Here is an 18,411-nt window from a genome sequence, read left to right as displayed (position 1 = left end):
AAAGCGTTTTTGTAAAATAAAATATAAATTTAAACCAAAAAAGAAAAGTAATGGATTATGCCCTAGCTTCTTTAGCTTTAGGCCTTAAATTTGTGTATCCACATTTTCTACATTTTGTAGCTTTCCATGAGTTTCTTGAATTACATTTCATGCAAATCTTTTTCATGAAAACTCTTTTGATTGCTTCTTCAAATGCCATATTCTCACCTGTTTCGCGTAGTGTTTAAAATTTCGTTCTGAATCCTAATGATTTCATCAGATGTTTTTCCACGATACTGTTCAAGTAATTCTTTATTAACATCTATAAAAGTGTTTCCCCATTTGAAACCATTCAATAAAGAGACGGCCTCATTTTTATAGTTTGCTATATAGAGGGTAGCCACTATTGCTTCCAAAGTAGTAAGTTTACATGGCTTTCCGTAATTTACAGGATTTCCTGCTATTAAGAAAGGTAAAACTCTCTGATTCCGGGCGTTTGTTTTTTTAAATACAACTTCAGCCTGTTTCCACGAACAGTCCAATCCCAAAATTCCATATTTTTCGATAATTTCCCTGTCTTCAACGGAAACTGTCTTTTCCGAATATGGATTTAATAAAAGTGAATTCCTCGGAACCTTGTTTGGATTTGTAATTATCTTTGCGTACCCGAGTTTTCCCATTTTTAATGCGGTACACCGTTTTGGGTCGCACTGTTTTTCATGGTATATGAAAAGTTTCATTAAAATCACTAAGATATATATGAATATAACACCTATGATGTTTTGAAATTTAAACCTACTGGTGATATGTTGAATTTAAGAAACACAAAAGCAGGTTTTCTGTTGAGTGCTGAACACGAAAAACTCCCTATGGCAGAATTAAATGCTTTGATCGATATTTTTAGTCTTGAAGGTAATTTAAACTGCTTTAAAAATTACGTGATATTGGAAAGTTCAATTTCAGAAGATATTATAAAAAAAATGGTTAGTAGAGGGGGCTACACAAACGAAGGACACGTTTTATTCTCAGAAACTCCGATAATTAACCAGAATGTAGAAGAAACCCTTGAAAATTTTTTCAATGTTTCTGAAACTCTTGATTTTCCAGTCGAACAGAATGAAACTTTTTCAGTTCGTGTTTTAAAATTGGAAAAAGAAAATCCATTTAATTCGATGGAAATCGAAAGAAAACTTGGCGGAATAATAAAGAAAAAAACTTCTTCAGAAGTAAACTTAAAAAACCCGATAAAAACAATCCGAGTTGTTATTTCAGATGATATGATATATACAGGACTTGTTATTGAAAAAAGGGATATTGAATATTTCCAAAATAATAGGCCCCACTTAAGAGCATATTTTCATCCAGGATGCATCATGCCAAAACTTGCAAGGTGCCTTGTAAATTTATCAAGAGTTAAAGAAGGAGAGATTGTTTTAGATCCATTCTGCGGAACTGGAGGATTCTTAATTGAAGCTGGATTTTTAGGATGTAAACTAATTGGTAGTGACATTGATGAACAGATGGTAAAAGGTGCACTATTAAACTTAAACACGTATGATTTATCAAAACAAGTCATTTCAATAAAACAGAACGATGCTAAAAACGTTTCAAAATATTTGGAAGACCTAAAAATTGAAAAAATAGATGGAATTGTAACTGACCCCCCATATGGAATTTCTACATCTAAAAAGGGAGATATGCTTGAAATATTCGAAAAAATTGTCGGTGTTTTAAAAGATAACGATTATTTAGTATTTGCAGCACCAAACAAAATGGAACTTGATTTAAATTTGGTAGAATTCTACGAAATGAGAGTTCATAAAAGCCTTACAAGGTACATTCACGTTTACAGAAAAAATTAAACTTAAAAAAGAAAAAATTTATTTAATCGTACTTGAAATCTTCAAGCTCTTTTTTAACTTCTTCGAGACTTGTGTTGTCTTCCAATGTGGTAACATCTCCGATATCTTCGCCCATTATGAGTTTTTTCAAGATTCTTCTCATTATTTTTCCACTTCTTGTTTTTGGAAGTTTATTTACGAAGAATATCATTGCAGGAGTTCCAATTGGGCCAACCGTATCCCTAATGTGCCTGATAAGTGTAGCTTTTACCTCATTTGAAGGAAGTTCACGGTATTTTTCGTTTAATATAACAAATGCAACAGGAACTTCTCCTTTTACATCATCAGGTTTTCCAACAACTGCAGCCTCTGCAACCATCTTATTCGATACAAGCTCGTGCTCGAGTTCCGCAGTTCCGATTCTGTGTCCTGAAACGTTCAATACTTCGTCAGATCGTCCTAATACCCAGATATATCCATCCTGATCTTTTATTGCATAGTCAGATGTTGAGAATTTGTTTTTGAACCTATCCCAGTATGCAGCACGGTATCTTGCATCGTTATTCCATAATCCTGCAAGCATTCCTGGCCATGGTCGTTTTATAATTAGATTTCCTTTTACATTTGCGTCAACTGGATTTCCTTCGTTGTCTACGACATCAACATCAATTCCGATTCCTGGGAACGTTGCAGACCCTGGTTTTAGTGGAACTGACTGGATTCCAATTGGTGGGTATATCATGTGTCCCCCAGTTTCTGTTTGCCAATAACAGTCACAAATTGGGCATTTTTCTTTTCCAATTACTTTATAGTACCATTTCCAAGCTCTTGGATTTATTGGTTCTCCTACACTTCCTAAAAGTCTCAATGTCGATAAATCGTGGGTATTTACCCATTTTTCACCATACATCATGAGCATTCTTATCGCAGTTGGTGCAGTGTAAAGCAATGTAACCCCGTGATTTTCTACAATACCCCATAATCTATCAGGTTCAGGGTAATCTATAGCGCCTTCATAGAGTACTATTGTTGCACCAAGCGATAATGGCCCGTAAACTACATAAGTATGACCTGTAATCCATCCAATGTCTGCAGTACACCAGAAAACGTCCATTTCATTTAATCCCCATGTCCAATCCATGGTTTTTGTAGCGTAAGTTAAATATCCCCCTGTTGAGTGAACTACCCCTTTTGGACTTCCGGTTGTACCACTTGTATAGAGAATGAATAGCGGGTGCTCTGACTCTACGGGAACAGGTTCTACATAGCTTTTAGCACCGCCCATTAATTCATCCCAGAAGTACTCTTTTCCGGAAACTAAATTAAATTCTTCACTGCCCCTTTTTGCATAAACTACGTGTTTTATTGAATTACAATTTAATAAAGCTTTATCCAATATTTTTTTAAGGTCAATCTCTTTTCCACGCCGGTATAACAGGTTCGTAGTCACCAATATTTTTGATTTTGAATCGTTTATCCTGTCAGCAAGCGCATCTGATGAAAACCCGGAAAATACAACGTTGTGGATTGCCCCAATTCTCGAACATGCGAGCATCGCAATAATTGCTTCTGTCATCATCGGCATGTAGATTGTGACTACATCGCCTTTTTCAACGCCCAAATTCTCAAGAACATTTGCAAATTTATTTATTTCTCGATATAATTCGTAATATGTTAAGATTCCACAGCTTCCATCCTCTTTTTCACAGATTATTGCTGCCTTATTTCTCCTGTTTCCTTTTATGTGCCTATCAACACAGTTGTAGCTCGCGTTTAAACTGCCGCCTTTGAACCATTTTGCGTAAGGTGGAGTCCAATCTAATACTTTATCCCAAGTTTTATCCCATTCTAAACATTTTGCCTGTTCTCCCCAAAATTTTTCAGGATCATCCAAAGCTTTCTGCTGCATTTCCGAATATTTTTCAAGCATTATATATTTGTCACCAGTTTTCATTATCGTCCCTCAACTTTATTTATCATTATTAATCATTATAGATACGACAAAGTATATATAAATTTCGACGGAAGTGTGTGTAAGTTAGTTGAATGCCGAAATAATTCTAAATAAAATAGCGATTACGTTTAATATCGGTTTTTAAAAAAAATTAGTTTAAATAATTCAAAGATTTTAACTATGGATTTTTCAATCAATAATCCCATAATAAATTATATTAGTTATTTGGATTATATGTACTATATTGTTTTAATTAATTGCGAGAATCCATCATTTTAGGTTAATCGGTGATATTTTGAAACAGATTGCGTTCTACGGAAAAGGGGGAATTGGAAAGTCGACTACTGTTTGTAATTTGGCTGCAGCATTATCAAAAAGCGGTAAAAAAGTTATCGTTGTAGGGTGTGACCCGAAACACGATTGTACTTCCAATTTAAGACTTGGTGAAGATATACCTACTGTTTTAGATGTTTTGAGGGAAAAAGGAATTGATAAACTTGGTATTGAAACCATAATTCGCGAGAAATTACTTAAAAAAGAAGACATAATTTACGAAGGATTTAATGGAATCTACTGCGTTGAAGCAGGAGGTCCAAAACCAGGATACGGATGCGCTGGACGGGGCGTAATCGTTGTAATTGATCTTTTGAAAAAAATGAACGTTTTTGAAGAATTAGGTGTTGATGTAGTTCTTTACGATGTTTTAGGGGATGTTGTATGCGGGGGATTTGCAATGCCACTTAGAATGGGGCTTGCTGACCAGATATACGTCGTAACTTCTTCGGATTACATGGCACTCTATGCAGCAAACAATATCTGCAGTGGAATAAGCCAGTTCGTAAAAAGAGGGGGAAGTACTCTTGGAGGAATAATATACAATGTCAGGGGTTCTATGGATGCTTTTGATATTGTAAATGAATTTGCAAACCAGTTAAATGCAAATATCATTGGAAAAGTTCCAAATTCTCCAATAATTAATGAAGCTGAAATTGATGGGCAAACTGCAATTGAGTATGCGCCAGAAGAAGAAATAAGTAAAATATACATGGAACTTGCAGAAAAAATATACGAAAATAATACTGGAACGACCCCCAACCCGCTTGAAAACGCTCAAATAATGCAGATTGGAAAAATGATTAAAGAAAGAATAAAAAAACAGAAAATTGTCGAGTAATAGATGCGTGAAACCATGGATGTAATTGTAGTAGGCGGTGGAACTTCCGGACTTCTTTCAGCACTTGCACTTGAAAAAGAAGGACATAATGTAACAGTATTTGAAAAAGAGGATGTTATAGGGGGTTTATGTAGGAGTGAAAAAATTGATGGGTATACTGTTGATATTGGAGTCCATGCAATTACCATGCTCGATAACGGGCCTTTAATCAGGCTTTTAAATAAATATTCGCGATACCTCCCAAATTTCAGAAATTACGGGGATTACTACATAAGAACGGATAAATTGCATAGGATACCTGTTTCGATGCATGAATGGATGACTACGCCCGTAATTCCAAATAAAGATAAAGTTTTGATCACTTCAAAGATTATGGACTTAATGACAATGGGTTTTACAAAAGATGCTTCAGTACATGACTTTGTAAAAGAAATGGGCCTTAGTGAAACTTCTATAGACTTTTTCAATACTATTGCTTACTTTTTAAGTGGGGAAGACCTTGAACACACACCGCTCTGGAGATTTTTTACGGGTGCGGGCTATATCCCTGAAGATGATATTTTACCGTTCATCTACAAGGATATGAAAATAAATCCGCTAAAATCCACACTTGTAAAGAAATTTGGAACTGAAAGAATCATCAATATCCTAAATGCCGGATTTATAAGTTCCATAAAGAACGGATCAAAAAAATACATCAATAAATTCATGACTGAGCACAGATATTCAACACAAGGCTATCCTGTTGGTGGAGTTCAGTCTATATGTAATTGCGTAACTTATTCGTTGGTAAATACTCAAATCAAAAATGAAGAAGTTAAAAAAATAACAAAAAACGGTAAAAAATACACCGTAAAAACTTCTGAAGGAGAATACACGTCAGATATTATTGTTTATTCTGCGCCTGCAATTACGTTACCAAAAGTAGCGAAAATAAATAAAATTCAAAAAAATAAGGAAAAATTAAGCAATATCAAATTTACAAAATCAACTACGGTCTGGATCGGGGATGAAAAAAATTATTTCCCATATTTGGGTTCAGAAATATGGATAGAAAATCCCTGCTGGGCATCTACAGTTTCAAATTATGATGAAAGCCTTGCTCCAAAAGGAAAACACTTGATGGGCTTTTCTTTTGTAAATTCAACGAGAGAAGATGCTTTGCAAACTATTGAAAATAAACTAAATTTAAATACTGACAAAGTCGATATGCTCTATGTTCAGGAAACGGTTCCAGAGCAGGCATCTTGTTCAATCGGACAGTTCTTTGTTTACCCAAAAATTGATGATACATTCTTTGTTGTTGGAACGGATTCTGACCCAAGAAGTATGGGTATAACAAGAGCCGCGTATTCTGTTGAAGTCATGTTATCAGAATTTAAAAGTATTTACGATACTCAGAACGGATCAAGTGAAAATAAACTAAATTTAAATCGGTGAATTTTATGAGCAAATTATTAGAAGAATCATTGAAAACATGCCCTATTGTAAAAAGAGGAGAATACCACTACTTTATACATCCGATATCGGATGGAGTTCCTCTTGTTGAACCAGAATTATTGAGGGATGTTTCTACGAGAGTTATCAAAATGATAGATACAGAAGTTGATAAAATAGTGACCGCAGAAGCAATGGGAATTCCAATTGTAACTGCAGTATCGATTGCAACGGATATCCCTTATGTTATAATGAGGAAAAGAGAATATTTACTTGAAGGAGAAATTCCGGTCCATCAGGAAACTGGATACAGTAAAGGAGAACTCTACCTAAACGGGATAAATAAAGGAGACAAAGTTGTAATCCTCGATGATGTTATATCAACAGGAGGAACCCTTGTTGCAATTATAAACGCATTGAAAAGAGCGGGTGCAGATATCAAGGATGTTTTGTGTATAATCGATAGGGGAAACGGGCAGAACATTGTTGAAGAAAAAACCGGATACAAAGTAAAAACTCTCGTAAAAATTGAAGTTGTTGATGGAAAAGTACAAATTTTAGAATAATCTGGGTGGAAATTTGGATATAAATCCTTCAAAAATAGTATGTGCGGGTCTGAATTACAAAGATCATGCAGAAGAACTTAAAATGAAGTTGCCAAAAGAGCCAGTTATATTTTTAAAACCCATTTCTTCGATAATATTTAACGAAGAGGCCATTAAAATACCAAAAGCATCTGAAAGAGTCGATTACGAAGCTGAACTTGCAATTATAATTGGAAAAACCTGTAAATTGGTAAAAAAAGAAGATGCTAAAAATTACATTAAAGGATTTACAATTTTGAACGATGTTACTGCAAGAGATCTTCAGGAAAAAGACGGGCAGTGGACAAGAGCTAAATCTTTCGACACTTTTTGCCCAATTGGTCCAAAAATAGTATCTGGAATTGATGCAAATAACTTAAAAATACAGTTACGAGTTAATGGAAAAATAAAACAGGATTCTAACACTAATAACATGATATTTGGTGTTGAAGAACTTGTTGAATTTGTTTCATCTGTAATGACACTTTATCCTGACGACATTATTTCAACAGGAACTCCTCCGGGAGTTGGAAAACTTGAAAAGGGGGATATTGTCGAAATTGAAATTGAAAACATTGGAATTTTAAAAAATTTCGTTGAATAATTTAATATTTTTTTATGTGTGATACTTTGAACGTAGGAATTGTTGTACACGGGCCTGAAATCATTGATTCAGGATTTGCAGAAAAAATCTTTGCTATTTTGAAAAATTTAGATGAAAATATCAATTTACAGATAAAATTAGGGGGGACTATTGGAAGAGTTGCAGTAATTGACAATTCTCTTGAAGATATCATCGATATTTCTGAAAAGTTGGTTCCATCAAAATCGCTTAAAAAACTTGAAAATAATGACATTTTAATTCTTTTAAACTATGGAAAATCAAAAATTACAGGGCACACTTTCGGAAAAATTGTTGTTGAAAGATCAACTGTTAAAAAACCGGTAATTCAGATTGAAAGACCTGGAGAAGTTGACGGCACAATAATACTATGGAATACTACAAAATATGATGAAAAGTTAGGAAAAATAGTAACTGAAATCTCAGATAAACTCGATTTAAGTGTTGAAGAGTGTATCAGTAAAGGATTAAATTTCTGGGTTGAAGGAACTAAATCATTTAGAAAAATAAATGGCGTAGATATTAACGAGTCCATCATGCTAAACGGGATTATAATTGGACGATCTAACCAAAACGACGTTACAATAGTTTCTGAAAATGGAAATATTGTTGACATTATTGGTGGAACTGTTAAATGGCATGGTGTTGAAAAGTTAGGAAATATCGACCTTGAAAAAGTTGTTGTAAAAACTGGACTTTTAAGGCGCCATCCTTCAAAAAACCAGAAAATTGCCAAATATAACTTAAATTCCGATTTAGGTGAAGTTTTATTTGTAAACCATGCCGGAGAAGATGTTTTAGAAACAATACATAATAAACAGATATGCGCGGTCATTACGGTTGGTGATGATACAACAACAATTTGCGGAGATATTCTTTCAAGATTTGGAGTTAAAATAATTGGAATTACTGACGGGGATAGAGACGATATTTTGAAAAATCCAAGTATTTTAAGTGGTTCTGTTGTATTTCTGATTAAAAATCAAAAAGATGACGATGTTGGGGAATTACTTGAAAAAGAACTTGATAATTCTGCAAAGTTAGGGAATTTTGAAAAATATGTGGAAACTATAAAACAAATAATGAAGAAAGAATGTATTGAATTTGAAGAAATAATCCATTGAGTTTAAAATGGGGATTTTATGAAATATTTGGATTTTATGATAGATTTTTTTGAAAATAAAGGCGTTAAATCTGTTTTCGCATATCCTGGAGAGCAGATTCTTCCAATTTATAGGACACTTCATGAAAATTCGAAAATAAACTGTATCGATGTAAAACATGAACAGGCTTCGGCTCATGCCGCTGATGGGTATTTTAGAATTACAAATGAAGTTGGTATTTGCCTTGCAACTGCTGGCCCAGGTGCTACAAATTTAACTACCGGAATTGCAACTGCATTTAAAGATTCTTCTTCAATTCTCGCACTTACAGGCAGGTGTTCTAAAAATTATATCGATAAGAATTATTTTCAAGAAATTCCAATGGATTTTTTGAATTTTGAAAAAGGGTATTTTGTTGAAAATCCTGATTCCAAATATTTAATAAATTCTTATAATGATAGTTATGAACTTAAAAAACCAGTTTCAATAAACATCCCTGCAGATATCTACAATCAAGAGGTTAATGGGTCAGAAACAGATTTTAACGATAAAAATACTGAATCGATTGAAAATGCTTTTTCGACGATAAAAAAACACAAAAACGCTAAAAATCCAGTTTTACTCATTGGACAGGGAATTTATGGCAATTTAACGTATTTTGAAATTCTTGAAATTGGTGAAATTTTAAAAAAGCTTCAAATTCCAATATTAACAACTTATCCTGCAAGAGGAGTTGTTGATGAGAATTTTGAAAATGTCTGTGGCATGGTTGGAAGAAGGGGAAGTTTAAATTCAAACGAACTCATTTTAAAAAGCGATGCGGTATTTTCAATAGGTGCAAGTCTTTCGTACAATACACTTCCAGAAAGCATAAGGGATAAAATTTTATATAATGTAATTCCCCTTAATTTAGGTATCAATAGTACCAACGACATTAAGACTATTGTAAATACATTTAATGAAAACTTTTCTTCCGGCCACATTAAGCCGTCCGGACAAGATTTAAGCCGAAACGAATTTAAATTCGGCGACTATTCTACTAAAATCCATGAAATATTGGAAAATTTACCAAAAGATACAATAATAACTACGGATGCTGGAAATCACACTGTTTTCGTTTCTTTATTAAAAAAATGTGTGGCTCCACGAAATATCATTTCTTCTCATTCAATGGGCACCATGGGCTTTGGACTTCCCGCTTCAATTGGTGTCAAATTTGGATGCAATGATTACAATATAAACCGAGAAGTCGTTTCCATTAGTGGAGACGGCGGTTTTCAGATGAATATCCAAGAACTTGGAACTGTAGCTGAAAACAACTTAAAAATACTTATTGTAGTGATGAAAAACAATCATTTAAACATGTTTGGCAAAATCAATACGCCCGATTTCAATAAAATTGCGGATGCATACGGAATTGAAAATGTTTACATTCAAAATAGCGATGAAATCGGTGAAAATGTATCTTACTTCTTAAAAAAGAGCATTCCATACGTTATGGTTGTAGAATGCGAAAATGAAAAACTTCCAAAACCGTTTATTTAAAATTAACACATAACTTATTCGGTGAAAATATGTCAAACGAATTATTTGAAACCCTTACAAGCAATATTCACTTTAATGTGACTGAAATGGGTAGAAAAACGTGGACTCAGAACTGGATGGTTCCTGAAAACCTTATTACAATTGTAGGACTTAAAAATGGTAAAAAACCGGTATTCTACTACGGGCTTACTGAAAATTACAGGACAAACTTCGTTTTAAAAAAAGGAACTTCAGAAAACGGCAATAAATACATAAATGCCAGAGTTTACTTCAGATTCTGTAAAGATACAATTGTTGAAAAAGAAAAATACGTTGTTGCAAACGGATTTAACGGCCTATTACTCGGAATAAAAATAGGAAAAACTGAATTTATAAACACTTTCAAAAGTATGCTCCTTGAAGAGTACAAAAGAGGAGATGCACATACAATCGAAGTTTTAGAAAGAATGAAAGATAGAAATGTCTTTGAATCTGTTGAAGAAAGTGCTCAGTACATTGCTGATAGAGATTACAACTGGTTAATCGGCAGATTAAAATACAAAGGTAAATTATTCAACTATTCCGGTCAAGGATACTGGTTACTTCCTTTGAAAACTCAGATGGAATTAACAAAAGGTTTCGTTGAAGAAGACTGCGACTTAACGATAGACCTTGAAAATACAGAAGTTTTCGAAAACTACCTCATCTACGTTGACACAGTAAACAGTGTCGTTAGATACAACGGTGAAAGACTCTGTACTTCAGGATATTCGCTTGCCGAAGAGTTGAAAAAACATAACGATGAAAATACCTGTCCTTGGTGTGGGGAAAAGTTAAGGCTCATAAGAACTAAAAAAGGAGAATTTTTAGGATGCTCCTCCTATCCAACATGTTTGTACAGGCGATTTTTAAATAAAAAATAAAATAATTCTTTTTTTTAATTATCGATTTATTTTGGTGACGTTTCAATGACTACAAAACGAATAGATGTCAAAGGCATCGTTCAGGGCGTTGGTTTTAGGCCATTTGTATATAAAATTGCTAAAAAAAATGACCTGAAAGGTTATGTTAAAAACATGGGAAATTACGTTGAAATAGTTGTTTCTGGGGAATTGAAGAATATTGATGCTTTTTTATCAGATTTAAAACTCGAAAAACCGCCACTATCAAAGATCGATAACATTTCAATTGAAGATATGGATGAAAATTTAAACAAAATTTACAACGATTTTACAATAAAATTAAGTGATACTTCCGAAATTGAGGAAGAAGGAACTATTCCACCAGATATTTCGATATGTGATGAATGTTTAAAAGAAATAATGGATAAAAAAGACAGAAGATCTGATTACGCGTTCACCGCATGTACAAACTGCGGCCCAAGGTTTACAGTCATTGAAAAACTGCCATATGACCGAGAAAACACTTCAATGAAAGATTTTCCATTGTGTGAAAACTGTATTGAAGAATATAAAAATCCAGAAAATAGAAGGTTTCACGCTCAGGCCACTTGCTGTGACGATTGCGGGCCAGAAATATTCATAACTGACAATTCTGGAAAAATAAGAAGTAATGATATTGCAGATGCTGTTAAATTCCTTGAAAATGGAAAAATTCTTGCAATAAAGGGAATTGGTGGAACGCATCTCGTTTGTTCGATTAATTCTGATAAATCGGTTTTAGAACTTCGAAAAAGACTTAATAGACCAACTCAGGCGTTTGCAATTATGAGTCGGGAAGAGTATCTTGATTTATTTTCAAAAATTGATGAAAATGAACTTAATGCAATTAAATCTCCAAAAAAACCAATCGTTGCCTTGAAAAAAAATGAATTTTACGAAAAATATTTTTCAGAACACGTTTCAAATTTGAACACTATTGGAGTAATGCTTCCTTATTCGGGACTTCACTATCTTCTTTTTGAAAATACTGACCAGATTGGATATATAATGACGTCTGCAAACCTGCCGGGACTTCCAATGTCAATAGATAATGGTCAAATTTTAGAAAAATTGGGAAATATTGCAGATTATTTTTTACTCCACAATCGAAAAATTGTGAACCGATGTGATGACAGCGTTTTAAAAGAAATAAATGGAAAAATGGAACTTTTAAGGCGTTCAAGAGGCTTTGCTCCAGAACCAGTTGAAGTAAATTATGAAAAAATTGAAAATAATTCAAAAAACATTCTTGCGCTTGGCCCGGAATTAAACTCTGTTGCGTGTTTGGTTAAAAATAACAAGTTTTATTTAACGCAGTATATTGGAAACACTGGAAAATACGAGACATTTAATTATTTAAAGAAAGCTGTTGAAAATTTAATAAAAATTACGAACACGAATAAAATCGATGCAATAGTTTGCGATTTACACCCTTCTTTTAATTCAACGATTTTTGCAAAAGAACTCGGAGAAAAATACAAAATTCCTGTAACGCAAGTTCAGCACCATGAAAGCCATTGCTATTCGTTGATGGGAGACTCAGATATTTTTGAAAATAACGTCACAATTGCAATTGATGGTCTTGGATATGGTAGCGATGGAAATATCTGGGGTGGAGAAGTATTTTTATTTGAGAACGGAAAAATTGAAAGAACTGGACATCTTGAAGAACAGATTCAGCCAGGAGCAGATCTTGCATCAAAATATCCTCTCAGAATGCTCGCTTCAATACTAAATAAAACTAATTTAAACGTTTCTGAAATTATTAAAGGATATAACTACTTTTCAGAAAAAGAGCTGAAATTAATATTGTTCCAACTTGAAAAAAATATCAATGTTTCAAAAACTACGTCAACTGGAAGAATTCTTGACTCGATTTCTGCACTTGTTTCTCTTTGTTTTGAGAAAACATACGATGGTGAACCCTCAATAAGGCTTGAAGCACTTGCAAATACATATACTGGAAAAATCTTGGATATTGAAAATTTAGTAGAAGATTCGCTAAAAATTGAAGATAATATACTCGATACTACTTCATTGGTCGTTAAAGCACTTGAAATGTTAAATAACAATGAAAAAATTGAAAAAATAGCATATTTCATCCATATTGCAATTGCAGATGGACTATCAAAAATTGCAATTGAAACTGCAAAAAAACATAAAATAGAATATATCGGACTAACTGGCGGAGTTTCGTACAACAAAATAATTTCTGAAAGAATCGTTGAAAACATTAAAAAAGAATCTTTAAAACCACTAATTCATGAGCGAATTCCAAATGGGGACGGCGGAATTTCATTTGGTCAAGCTATTGGATATCTTTTAAATTCTAATTAATTTATTTTAAAAAAAAGAAAAAAAGAAGTATGCATTACCTGTAACTATCATTATTTATATAAAAATGGCATGCTGTCATCAATTCCTGGTACAAATCCTGTTGTTTCTTGTATTTTCTGTTGTGCCCTGTGGTATATTTTTGATAGTGGAATTTCTACAGGACATACGTCTTCACACTGTCCGCAGTTTATACAGCTGAAACTCATGTGTGAAAGCCTTATTCCCTGAAACATTATTGGATCAGGTGGTATTGTTCCTTTATCAAGATAATCTTCACCTAAAGCACATTCTTTGCAGAAGCATATTGGACATACGTCCCTACAACCGTAGCATTTTATACATCTATTCCAGTATTCATTCCATTTTTCATTTGAAGGGTACTTTTCATCCAACTGTTCTTTTTGGAATTTTTTACCGAGGTTAATCATTGATTTTTCGATTTTTCCCCTTATTTCAAGCGCTTTTTCAGAAGGTGCTTTAACATTTATATAGCCTTCTTTTTGCGCGTTTTTAAGTAATTCTTCTCCTTTTTCGGAACCAACTTCTACGAAAGTCCATCCTTTTTCAGTACCCCAGTTTCCACAAGCGAGGTCTGAATTTCTTGGAACTTTTAATTCGCATCTCTGGCAGTTTGTTCTTCTTCCGTATCCTTCTTCTTCGAGTTCATCGATTTTGACGGATTTTTCGCTTCCATCTTTTAATTCAATTATGAATTTTCCTTTATCGATTTCTTCTTTGATTACATCTCTTGGATCTACATCATAAAAGAGTTCGATCATCTTTTTTGCAGTTTGTGGAGGTACGGTTCCACCACAGTTCAATCCAATTGTGTAGATTTTGTCTTTATCGATTTGATGTCTTTTTTCAAGCTCTTTTATTGCCATTGCATCACATGGCTTTACAGATACTGCAAGATTCATATCTTTCAAGTGCTTGCTAATCATTTTTCCAAACATTGTTGGAGCGCAGTGAAGTGAACCGCAAGTTTCCACCAGTTCTTTCGAGTCGGTAACTAAATAAGGAACTCCATCGTAAACGTCGACTCCTTTTTTAAGTGCCAAAACTCCATCAACTATTTTTTTATCAAGAAGGTACTTGAAAAATGCAGTAACTGCCCCACCACATTCCGCATGCTTTAAAATATCTTCGTCCGTTGACTGAACTAAATAATAGCTCATTTAAATCACCTCAAAAATAATTATTAAATTTTTTCAACTTTAACGGCACATATTTTGAGTTCTGCGGTTTTTGATACTGGATCATATGCGGAATTTGTTAGTTTATTTGTAGCTTCCTCTAAAAAGTGGAATGACATGTAAACTACTCCTTTTATGACGTTTTCAGTTACTCTAGCATTTGCACTTACTGTTCCCCTTCTTGACGAAACCCTAACTTTTTCTCCGTCTTTTATCCCTAAACTTTTAGCATCTTCAGTGTTTATTTCGATGAAGTTTTCATCAATCTCGTTTGTGATGCTCTCACACCTTCGAGTCATTGTTCCAGAGTTGTAGTGGAATATTATTCTTCCAGTAGTGAGTATAAGTGGGTATTCTTCATCGATTAACTCGTCAGCATCTTTATGTTCAACTGGAACAAATTTACCAAGTCCATTTGGTCTTAAGAATTTTTCTTTATGAAGAATCGGTGTTCCAGGGTCTTCTGGGGTTTTACATGGCCATTGGAGTCCATCAATACCGAGTCTTTCAAAAGACATTCCCGCATATTGTGGAATAACTTTTGCCATTTCATCGAATATTTCTGATGCACTTTTGAAATTGAGTTTTTCACCAGCACCCATTTTTTCAGCAAGCTTTCTAATAATAAGCCAGTCTGGAAGTGCGTCTCCAGGTGCATCAACTGCTTTTCTGATTCTCTGTACTCTTCTTTCGGAATTTGTGAATGTTCCGTCCTTTTCAGCCCAGCAAGCTGCAGGGAGTACAACATCTGCAAGTTTTGCAGTTTCCGTTAAGAATATATCCTGAACTACAAAGAAATCTAAGCTTTTCAGAGCTTTTTCAACGTGGTTTATATCTGCATCAGCAACCATTGGGTCTTCCCCAACAATGTGAAGGTATTTTATCTGTTTTCCAGCTTCATGTAAAACTTCGGGGCTTGTTAAGCCAATTTCCCTATTTAAATCTGCGGTTTCCCATAAATCTTCGAGTTTTTCATAAGCTTCCCCAACTTTCTGGTATCCGGGGAATACGTTTGGAAGTGCACCCATATCACATGCACCTTGAACGTTATTCTGACCTCTTAATGGGTTTACACCCGTTCCAGGTCTTCCAAGGTTTCCGGTAACCATTGCAAGGTTACAGCAGGATTTAACGTTATCTACACCGAATGTATATTCAGTAACACCTAAACAATACATTATAGCTGCATTTTCTGCACTTCCGTACATTCTTGCTGCTTCGAGAATTGTTTCTGCAGGTATTCCCGAAAGTTTTGCTGTTTTTTCGAGAGTATACTTTGAAACTACATCTTTTAGTTCATCGTAACCTTCGGTTCTGTTTTTAATAAATTCTTCATCAGCCATTCCTTCTTGGATGATGATATTCGTGATAGTATTTATTAAATCAATGTTTGATCCAGGAATAAGCTTTAAATGCAAATCTGCCATTTTTGCAGTGTGTGTTGTCCTTGGATCAATTGCAATTATTTTTGTTCCTTTTTCTTTAGCTTTTACAATACTTCTTGCTATTAAAGGGTGAGCTTCAAAAGTATTGGAGCCGTAGATAAGCAGTACATCTGCTTGTGCTAAATCGGTGATTGAATTGGTCATTGCACCTGACCCGAAACATTCTCCGAGCCCTACAACTGTTGGTGCGTGTCATATCCTTGCACAGTGATCTACGTTGTTCGTTTTCATCACTGTTCTTGCAAATTTCTGTAAAGCGTAGCTCTCTTCATTTGCACCTCTCGCACATGAAAAGAATGCTACTTCATCAGGAGCATACTGTTTTAACTTTCCAGCTATTAAATCAAGTGCTTCATCCCAGGTCGCTTCAATAAACTCCCCATTTTTCTTAATGAGTGGTTTTGTAAGCCTGTCTTCACTATGAACAAATTCATAGCAGTAATTACCTTTTATACAGACTTTACCCTCGTTTACAGGGTGTCTCTTGAAAGGGTGGGAATCTACTACTTTACTGTCCTTAACTACGAGGTCAATACCGCAACCCGTTCCACAGTAGGGGCATATGGTATGAACAACCTTAAATTCGGTCATTATTCCACCTTTTATTTGTTATACTTATTTTAACCAAGAATTGAAAATTCAGGCTAATTTAAAAATTTAAAAGCCTGTAAATCCCCAATTCAAGGTTAAAAATGAGTTTAAAAATATTTTTGAGAAAAATTTCAGAAATCTATCTCAAAACTTTTCTTGTTCCATTGTGAATATTGTGGTCTTGTGGGGCCACACCCACACATATATGTTTACTACATATAATTACTTATCGATTTTATGTAATTAGAAATTATTAATACATATTTATTACTCGTTAAAAAGTTTATTAATAGATGGATAGTAACTATAAAAACCTTAAAAAAGAAAAATAACTCCCAAAATTCCATATATCCGATATAATCAGCCATATAATCGTTTTTAAATTTTAACTGATCAGTTATTTATATACTCATTACCTCAATCGATATAGTAATCTATATATATTACTGGGGATACATATTGTAACGTGCAATAGTTGCACATCTTAAAAAGTGACATTCATATTCCACTTTTAAAGATCACCCAAAATATTTGTCCCAACAATAGAAAGATATCAAGAAATATCTTTTCTTTATATCCTTTTAAAAGAGCTTTTTTCAAAAATTTAAAAAAATTTAAAATCGATTTTATTAGATTTATTTAAATACTCCGTAAACGAGCATTGGAAATACTATCGTTGCGTCTGCCCAAATTTCTACGAAATCTGCTTTTTCTTGAATTTTACCCCATGAAACACCTTCTTCCGGTGGTGCACCGCTTAATGAACCATCCCATGGAACTGCGGTTGTAATGTATATCGCATAATCAGTTCCTTCCCTGAATAGATTTGCATTTATTATGCTATGTTTTGGAAGGGATCCACCCAAAACAATGCATGCAGTTTTATTTGCGTCAATTGCCATGTCGTTTAATTTTACAATGTCGCTTGCAACGTCTATTTTTAAATCTGATCCTGTTTCGTTCTTTTTAAAGAAGTAGAGCATATCTCCAATTGACCCATCGGTAATTGCAGGACAGAATATTGGTATTTTATTCACATAAGCCCAATAGATAATAGATTTTTCTTTTTCTTGTCCTAAGTTTTCATCCATGAATCTTCCAAGTTCAAAGCAAAACTCGCTTGCACTTATTATTCTATTTTCATCCTGCTGTTTTTTAGAAAGGGTTTCGAAAAATTTAGTCATATATGTTTCAAATTCAATGTACCTATCATTTGGAACATATACATTTCCAATCCTGTTTATTCCTTTTTCTCTAAGTTCTGAACCCGATACATCCCATTCTCCAAGAACAAAGGGCTTTATGCATTTTATAAAATCTTCTTCGATTCCACCTGCGGTAGTAACAAGTACATCAACTTTTTTGTGCTTTACAAGGTATGAAATAATTTCTCGAAGACCTGAAGACACCATGTTTGAAGTATAACCCATGAAGACTACTACTTCTTCATCTTTTCGAATTTCTTCGATTTGTTTCCAGATTTTAACTGCTTTTCCAAGGTGGGTTGCTTGAAAACCTATTTTTTCATAATAATCTGTTAAAACGTCTTTTAAATCGATAGTTTTATCAAAATCGGGCCCTTCGATAAAAACACCATTTAAATCTTCGCTTTCCTTAAAAACTACATTTTTTGGATCTGACATAAAAATCACCGAAAAATAATGTAAAAAATAATAAAATAAA

The 18,411-nt window shown here is 33.9% G+C and carries 15 protein-coding genes; 9 read left to right on the top strand and 6 right to left on the bottom strand.

What is annotated here, in order from left to right:
• Window positions 1–55 precede the first annotated feature (55 nt).
• Together ACS5L2_RS09205 and ACS5L2_RS09200 are read right to left on the bottom strand one after the other, a co-directional pair.
• Window positions 56–199 (bottom strand): 50S ribosomal protein L40e, encoded by a 144-nt coding sequence (locus tag ACS5L2_RS09205; RefSeq protein WP_011170095.1) that lies wholly within the window; start codon window positions 197–199, stop codon window positions 56–58.
• A gap of 4 nt (window positions 200–203) precedes the next feature.
• Entirely contained in the window at window positions 204–719 is a 516-nt protein-coding gene (locus tag ACS5L2_RS09200) for a DUF367 family protein (protein ID WP_459201689.1), read from the bottom strand.
• A gap of 66 nt (window positions 720–785) precedes the next feature.
• On the opposite strand from ACS5L2_RS09200, the gene ACS5L2_RS09195 reads away from it, so the two are divergent.
• Window positions 786–1,841 carry a DNA methyltransferase gene (locus ACS5L2_RS09195; protein WP_459201688.1) on the top strand — a complete coding sequence of 352 codons (1,056 nt, stop codon included), beginning with the start codon at window positions 786–788 and terminating at the stop codon, window positions 1,839–1,841.
• 22 nt (window positions 1,842–1,863) lie between these two features.
• Here the strand turns inward: ACS5L2_RS09195 and acs are convergent, their stop codons facing one another.
• Window positions 1,864–3,774, bottom strand: a complete 1,911-nt coding sequence (acs, locus tag ACS5L2_RS09190; protein WP_459201687.1) for an acetate--CoA ligase — start codon at window positions 3,772–3,774, stop codon at window positions 1,864–1,866.
• A gap of 295 nt (window positions 3,775–4,069) precedes the next feature.
• Between acs and nifH the strand changes: the two genes are divergently transcribed.
• The 8 genes from nifH to hypF are packed head-to-tail and all read left to right on the top strand — an operon-like array spanning window position 4,070 to window position 13,496.
• Window positions 4,070–4,948, top strand: a complete 879-nt coding sequence (gene nifH, locus ACS5L2_RS09185) for a nitrogenase iron protein (protein ID WP_459201686.1) — start codon at window positions 4,070–4,072, stop codon at window positions 4,946–4,948.
• Between the two features lie 15 nt (window positions 4,949–4,963).
• Window positions 4,964–6,388 (top strand): FAD-dependent oxidoreductase, encoded by a 1,425-nt coding sequence (locus ACS5L2_RS09180; RefSeq protein WP_459201685.1) that lies wholly within the window; start codon window positions 4,964–4,966, stop codon window positions 6,386–6,388.
• Between the two features lie 5 nt (window positions 6,389–6,393).
• The gene (gene hpt, locus ACS5L2_RS09175) at window positions 6,394–6,951 is read left to right on the top strand and encodes a hypoxanthine/guanine phosphoribosyltransferase (RefSeq protein ID WP_459201684.1); all 558 of its coding nucleotides are present in this window, start codon (window positions 6,394–6,396) and stop codon (window positions 6,949–6,951) included.
• Window positions 6,952–6,964: 13 nt separating this feature from the next.
• Window positions 6,965–7,573: a fumarylacetoacetate hydrolase family protein gene (locus tag ACS5L2_RS09170; protein ID WP_459201683.1), complete on the top strand. Its 609-nt coding sequence runs from the start codon at window positions 6,965–6,967 to the stop codon at window positions 7,571–7,573.
• 26 nt (window positions 7,574–7,599) lie between these two features.
• Window positions 7,600–8,715 (top strand): DUF2117 family protein, encoded by a 1,116-nt coding sequence (locus tag ACS5L2_RS09165; RefSeq protein WP_459201682.1) that lies wholly within the window; start codon window positions 7,600–7,602, stop codon window positions 8,713–8,715.
• An 18-nt stretch (window positions 8,716–8,733) separates the two neighbouring features.
• Window positions 8,734–10,239: a thiamine pyrophosphate-binding protein gene (locus tag ACS5L2_RS09160; RefSeq protein WP_459201681.1), complete on the top strand. Its 1,506-nt coding sequence runs from the start codon at window positions 8,734–8,736 to the stop codon at window positions 10,237–10,239.
• Window positions 10,240–10,268: 29 nt separating this feature from the next.
• A complete protein-coding gene (locus ACS5L2_RS09155) occupies window positions 10,269–11,141 on the top strand; it encodes a topoisomerase DNA-binding C4 zinc finger domain-containing protein (protein WP_459201680.1) in 873 nt (290 codons plus the stop codon).
• A 45-nt stretch (window positions 11,142–11,186) separates the two neighbouring features.
• Window positions 11,187–13,496, top strand: coding sequence for a carbamoyltransferase HypF (gene hypF / locus ACS5L2_RS09150; RefSeq protein ID WP_459201679.1), 2,310 nt, complete (start codon window positions 11,187–11,189; stop codon window positions 13,494–13,496).
• Between the two features lie 50 nt (window positions 13,497–13,546).
• On the opposite strand, the gene ACS5L2_RS09145 is transcribed toward hypF, so the two are convergent.
• From ACS5L2_RS09145 to ACS5L2_RS09135, 3 genes are all read right to left on the bottom strand, one after another.
• A complete protein-coding gene (locus ACS5L2_RS09145) occupies window positions 13,547–14,674 on the bottom strand; it encodes a Coenzyme F420 hydrogenase/dehydrogenase, beta subunit C-terminal domain (RefSeq protein ID WP_459201678.1) in 1,128 nt (375 codons plus the stop codon).
• Between the two features lie 23 nt (window positions 14,675–14,697).
• Window positions 14,698–16,728 carry a formate dehydrogenase subunit alpha gene (gene fdhF, locus ACS5L2_RS09140; RefSeq protein WP_459201677.1) on the bottom strand — a complete coding sequence of 677 codons (2,031 nt, stop codon included), beginning with the start codon at window positions 16,726–16,728 and terminating at the stop codon, window positions 14,698–14,700.
• A 635-nt stretch (window positions 16,729–17,363) separates the two neighbouring features.
• Window positions 17,364–18,371 (bottom strand): deoxyhypusine synthase, encoded by a 1,008-nt coding sequence (locus ACS5L2_RS09135; RefSeq protein WP_459201676.1) that lies wholly within the window; start codon window positions 18,369–18,371, stop codon window positions 17,364–17,366.
• Between the last annotated feature and the right edge of the window lie 40 nt (window positions 18,372–18,411).

It is taken from the genome of Methanococcus mangrovi (genome assembly GCF_054506835.1).
Note: the sequence above shows the minus strand (reverse complement) of the source record. Positions and strands in the feature narration are given on the sequence as shown.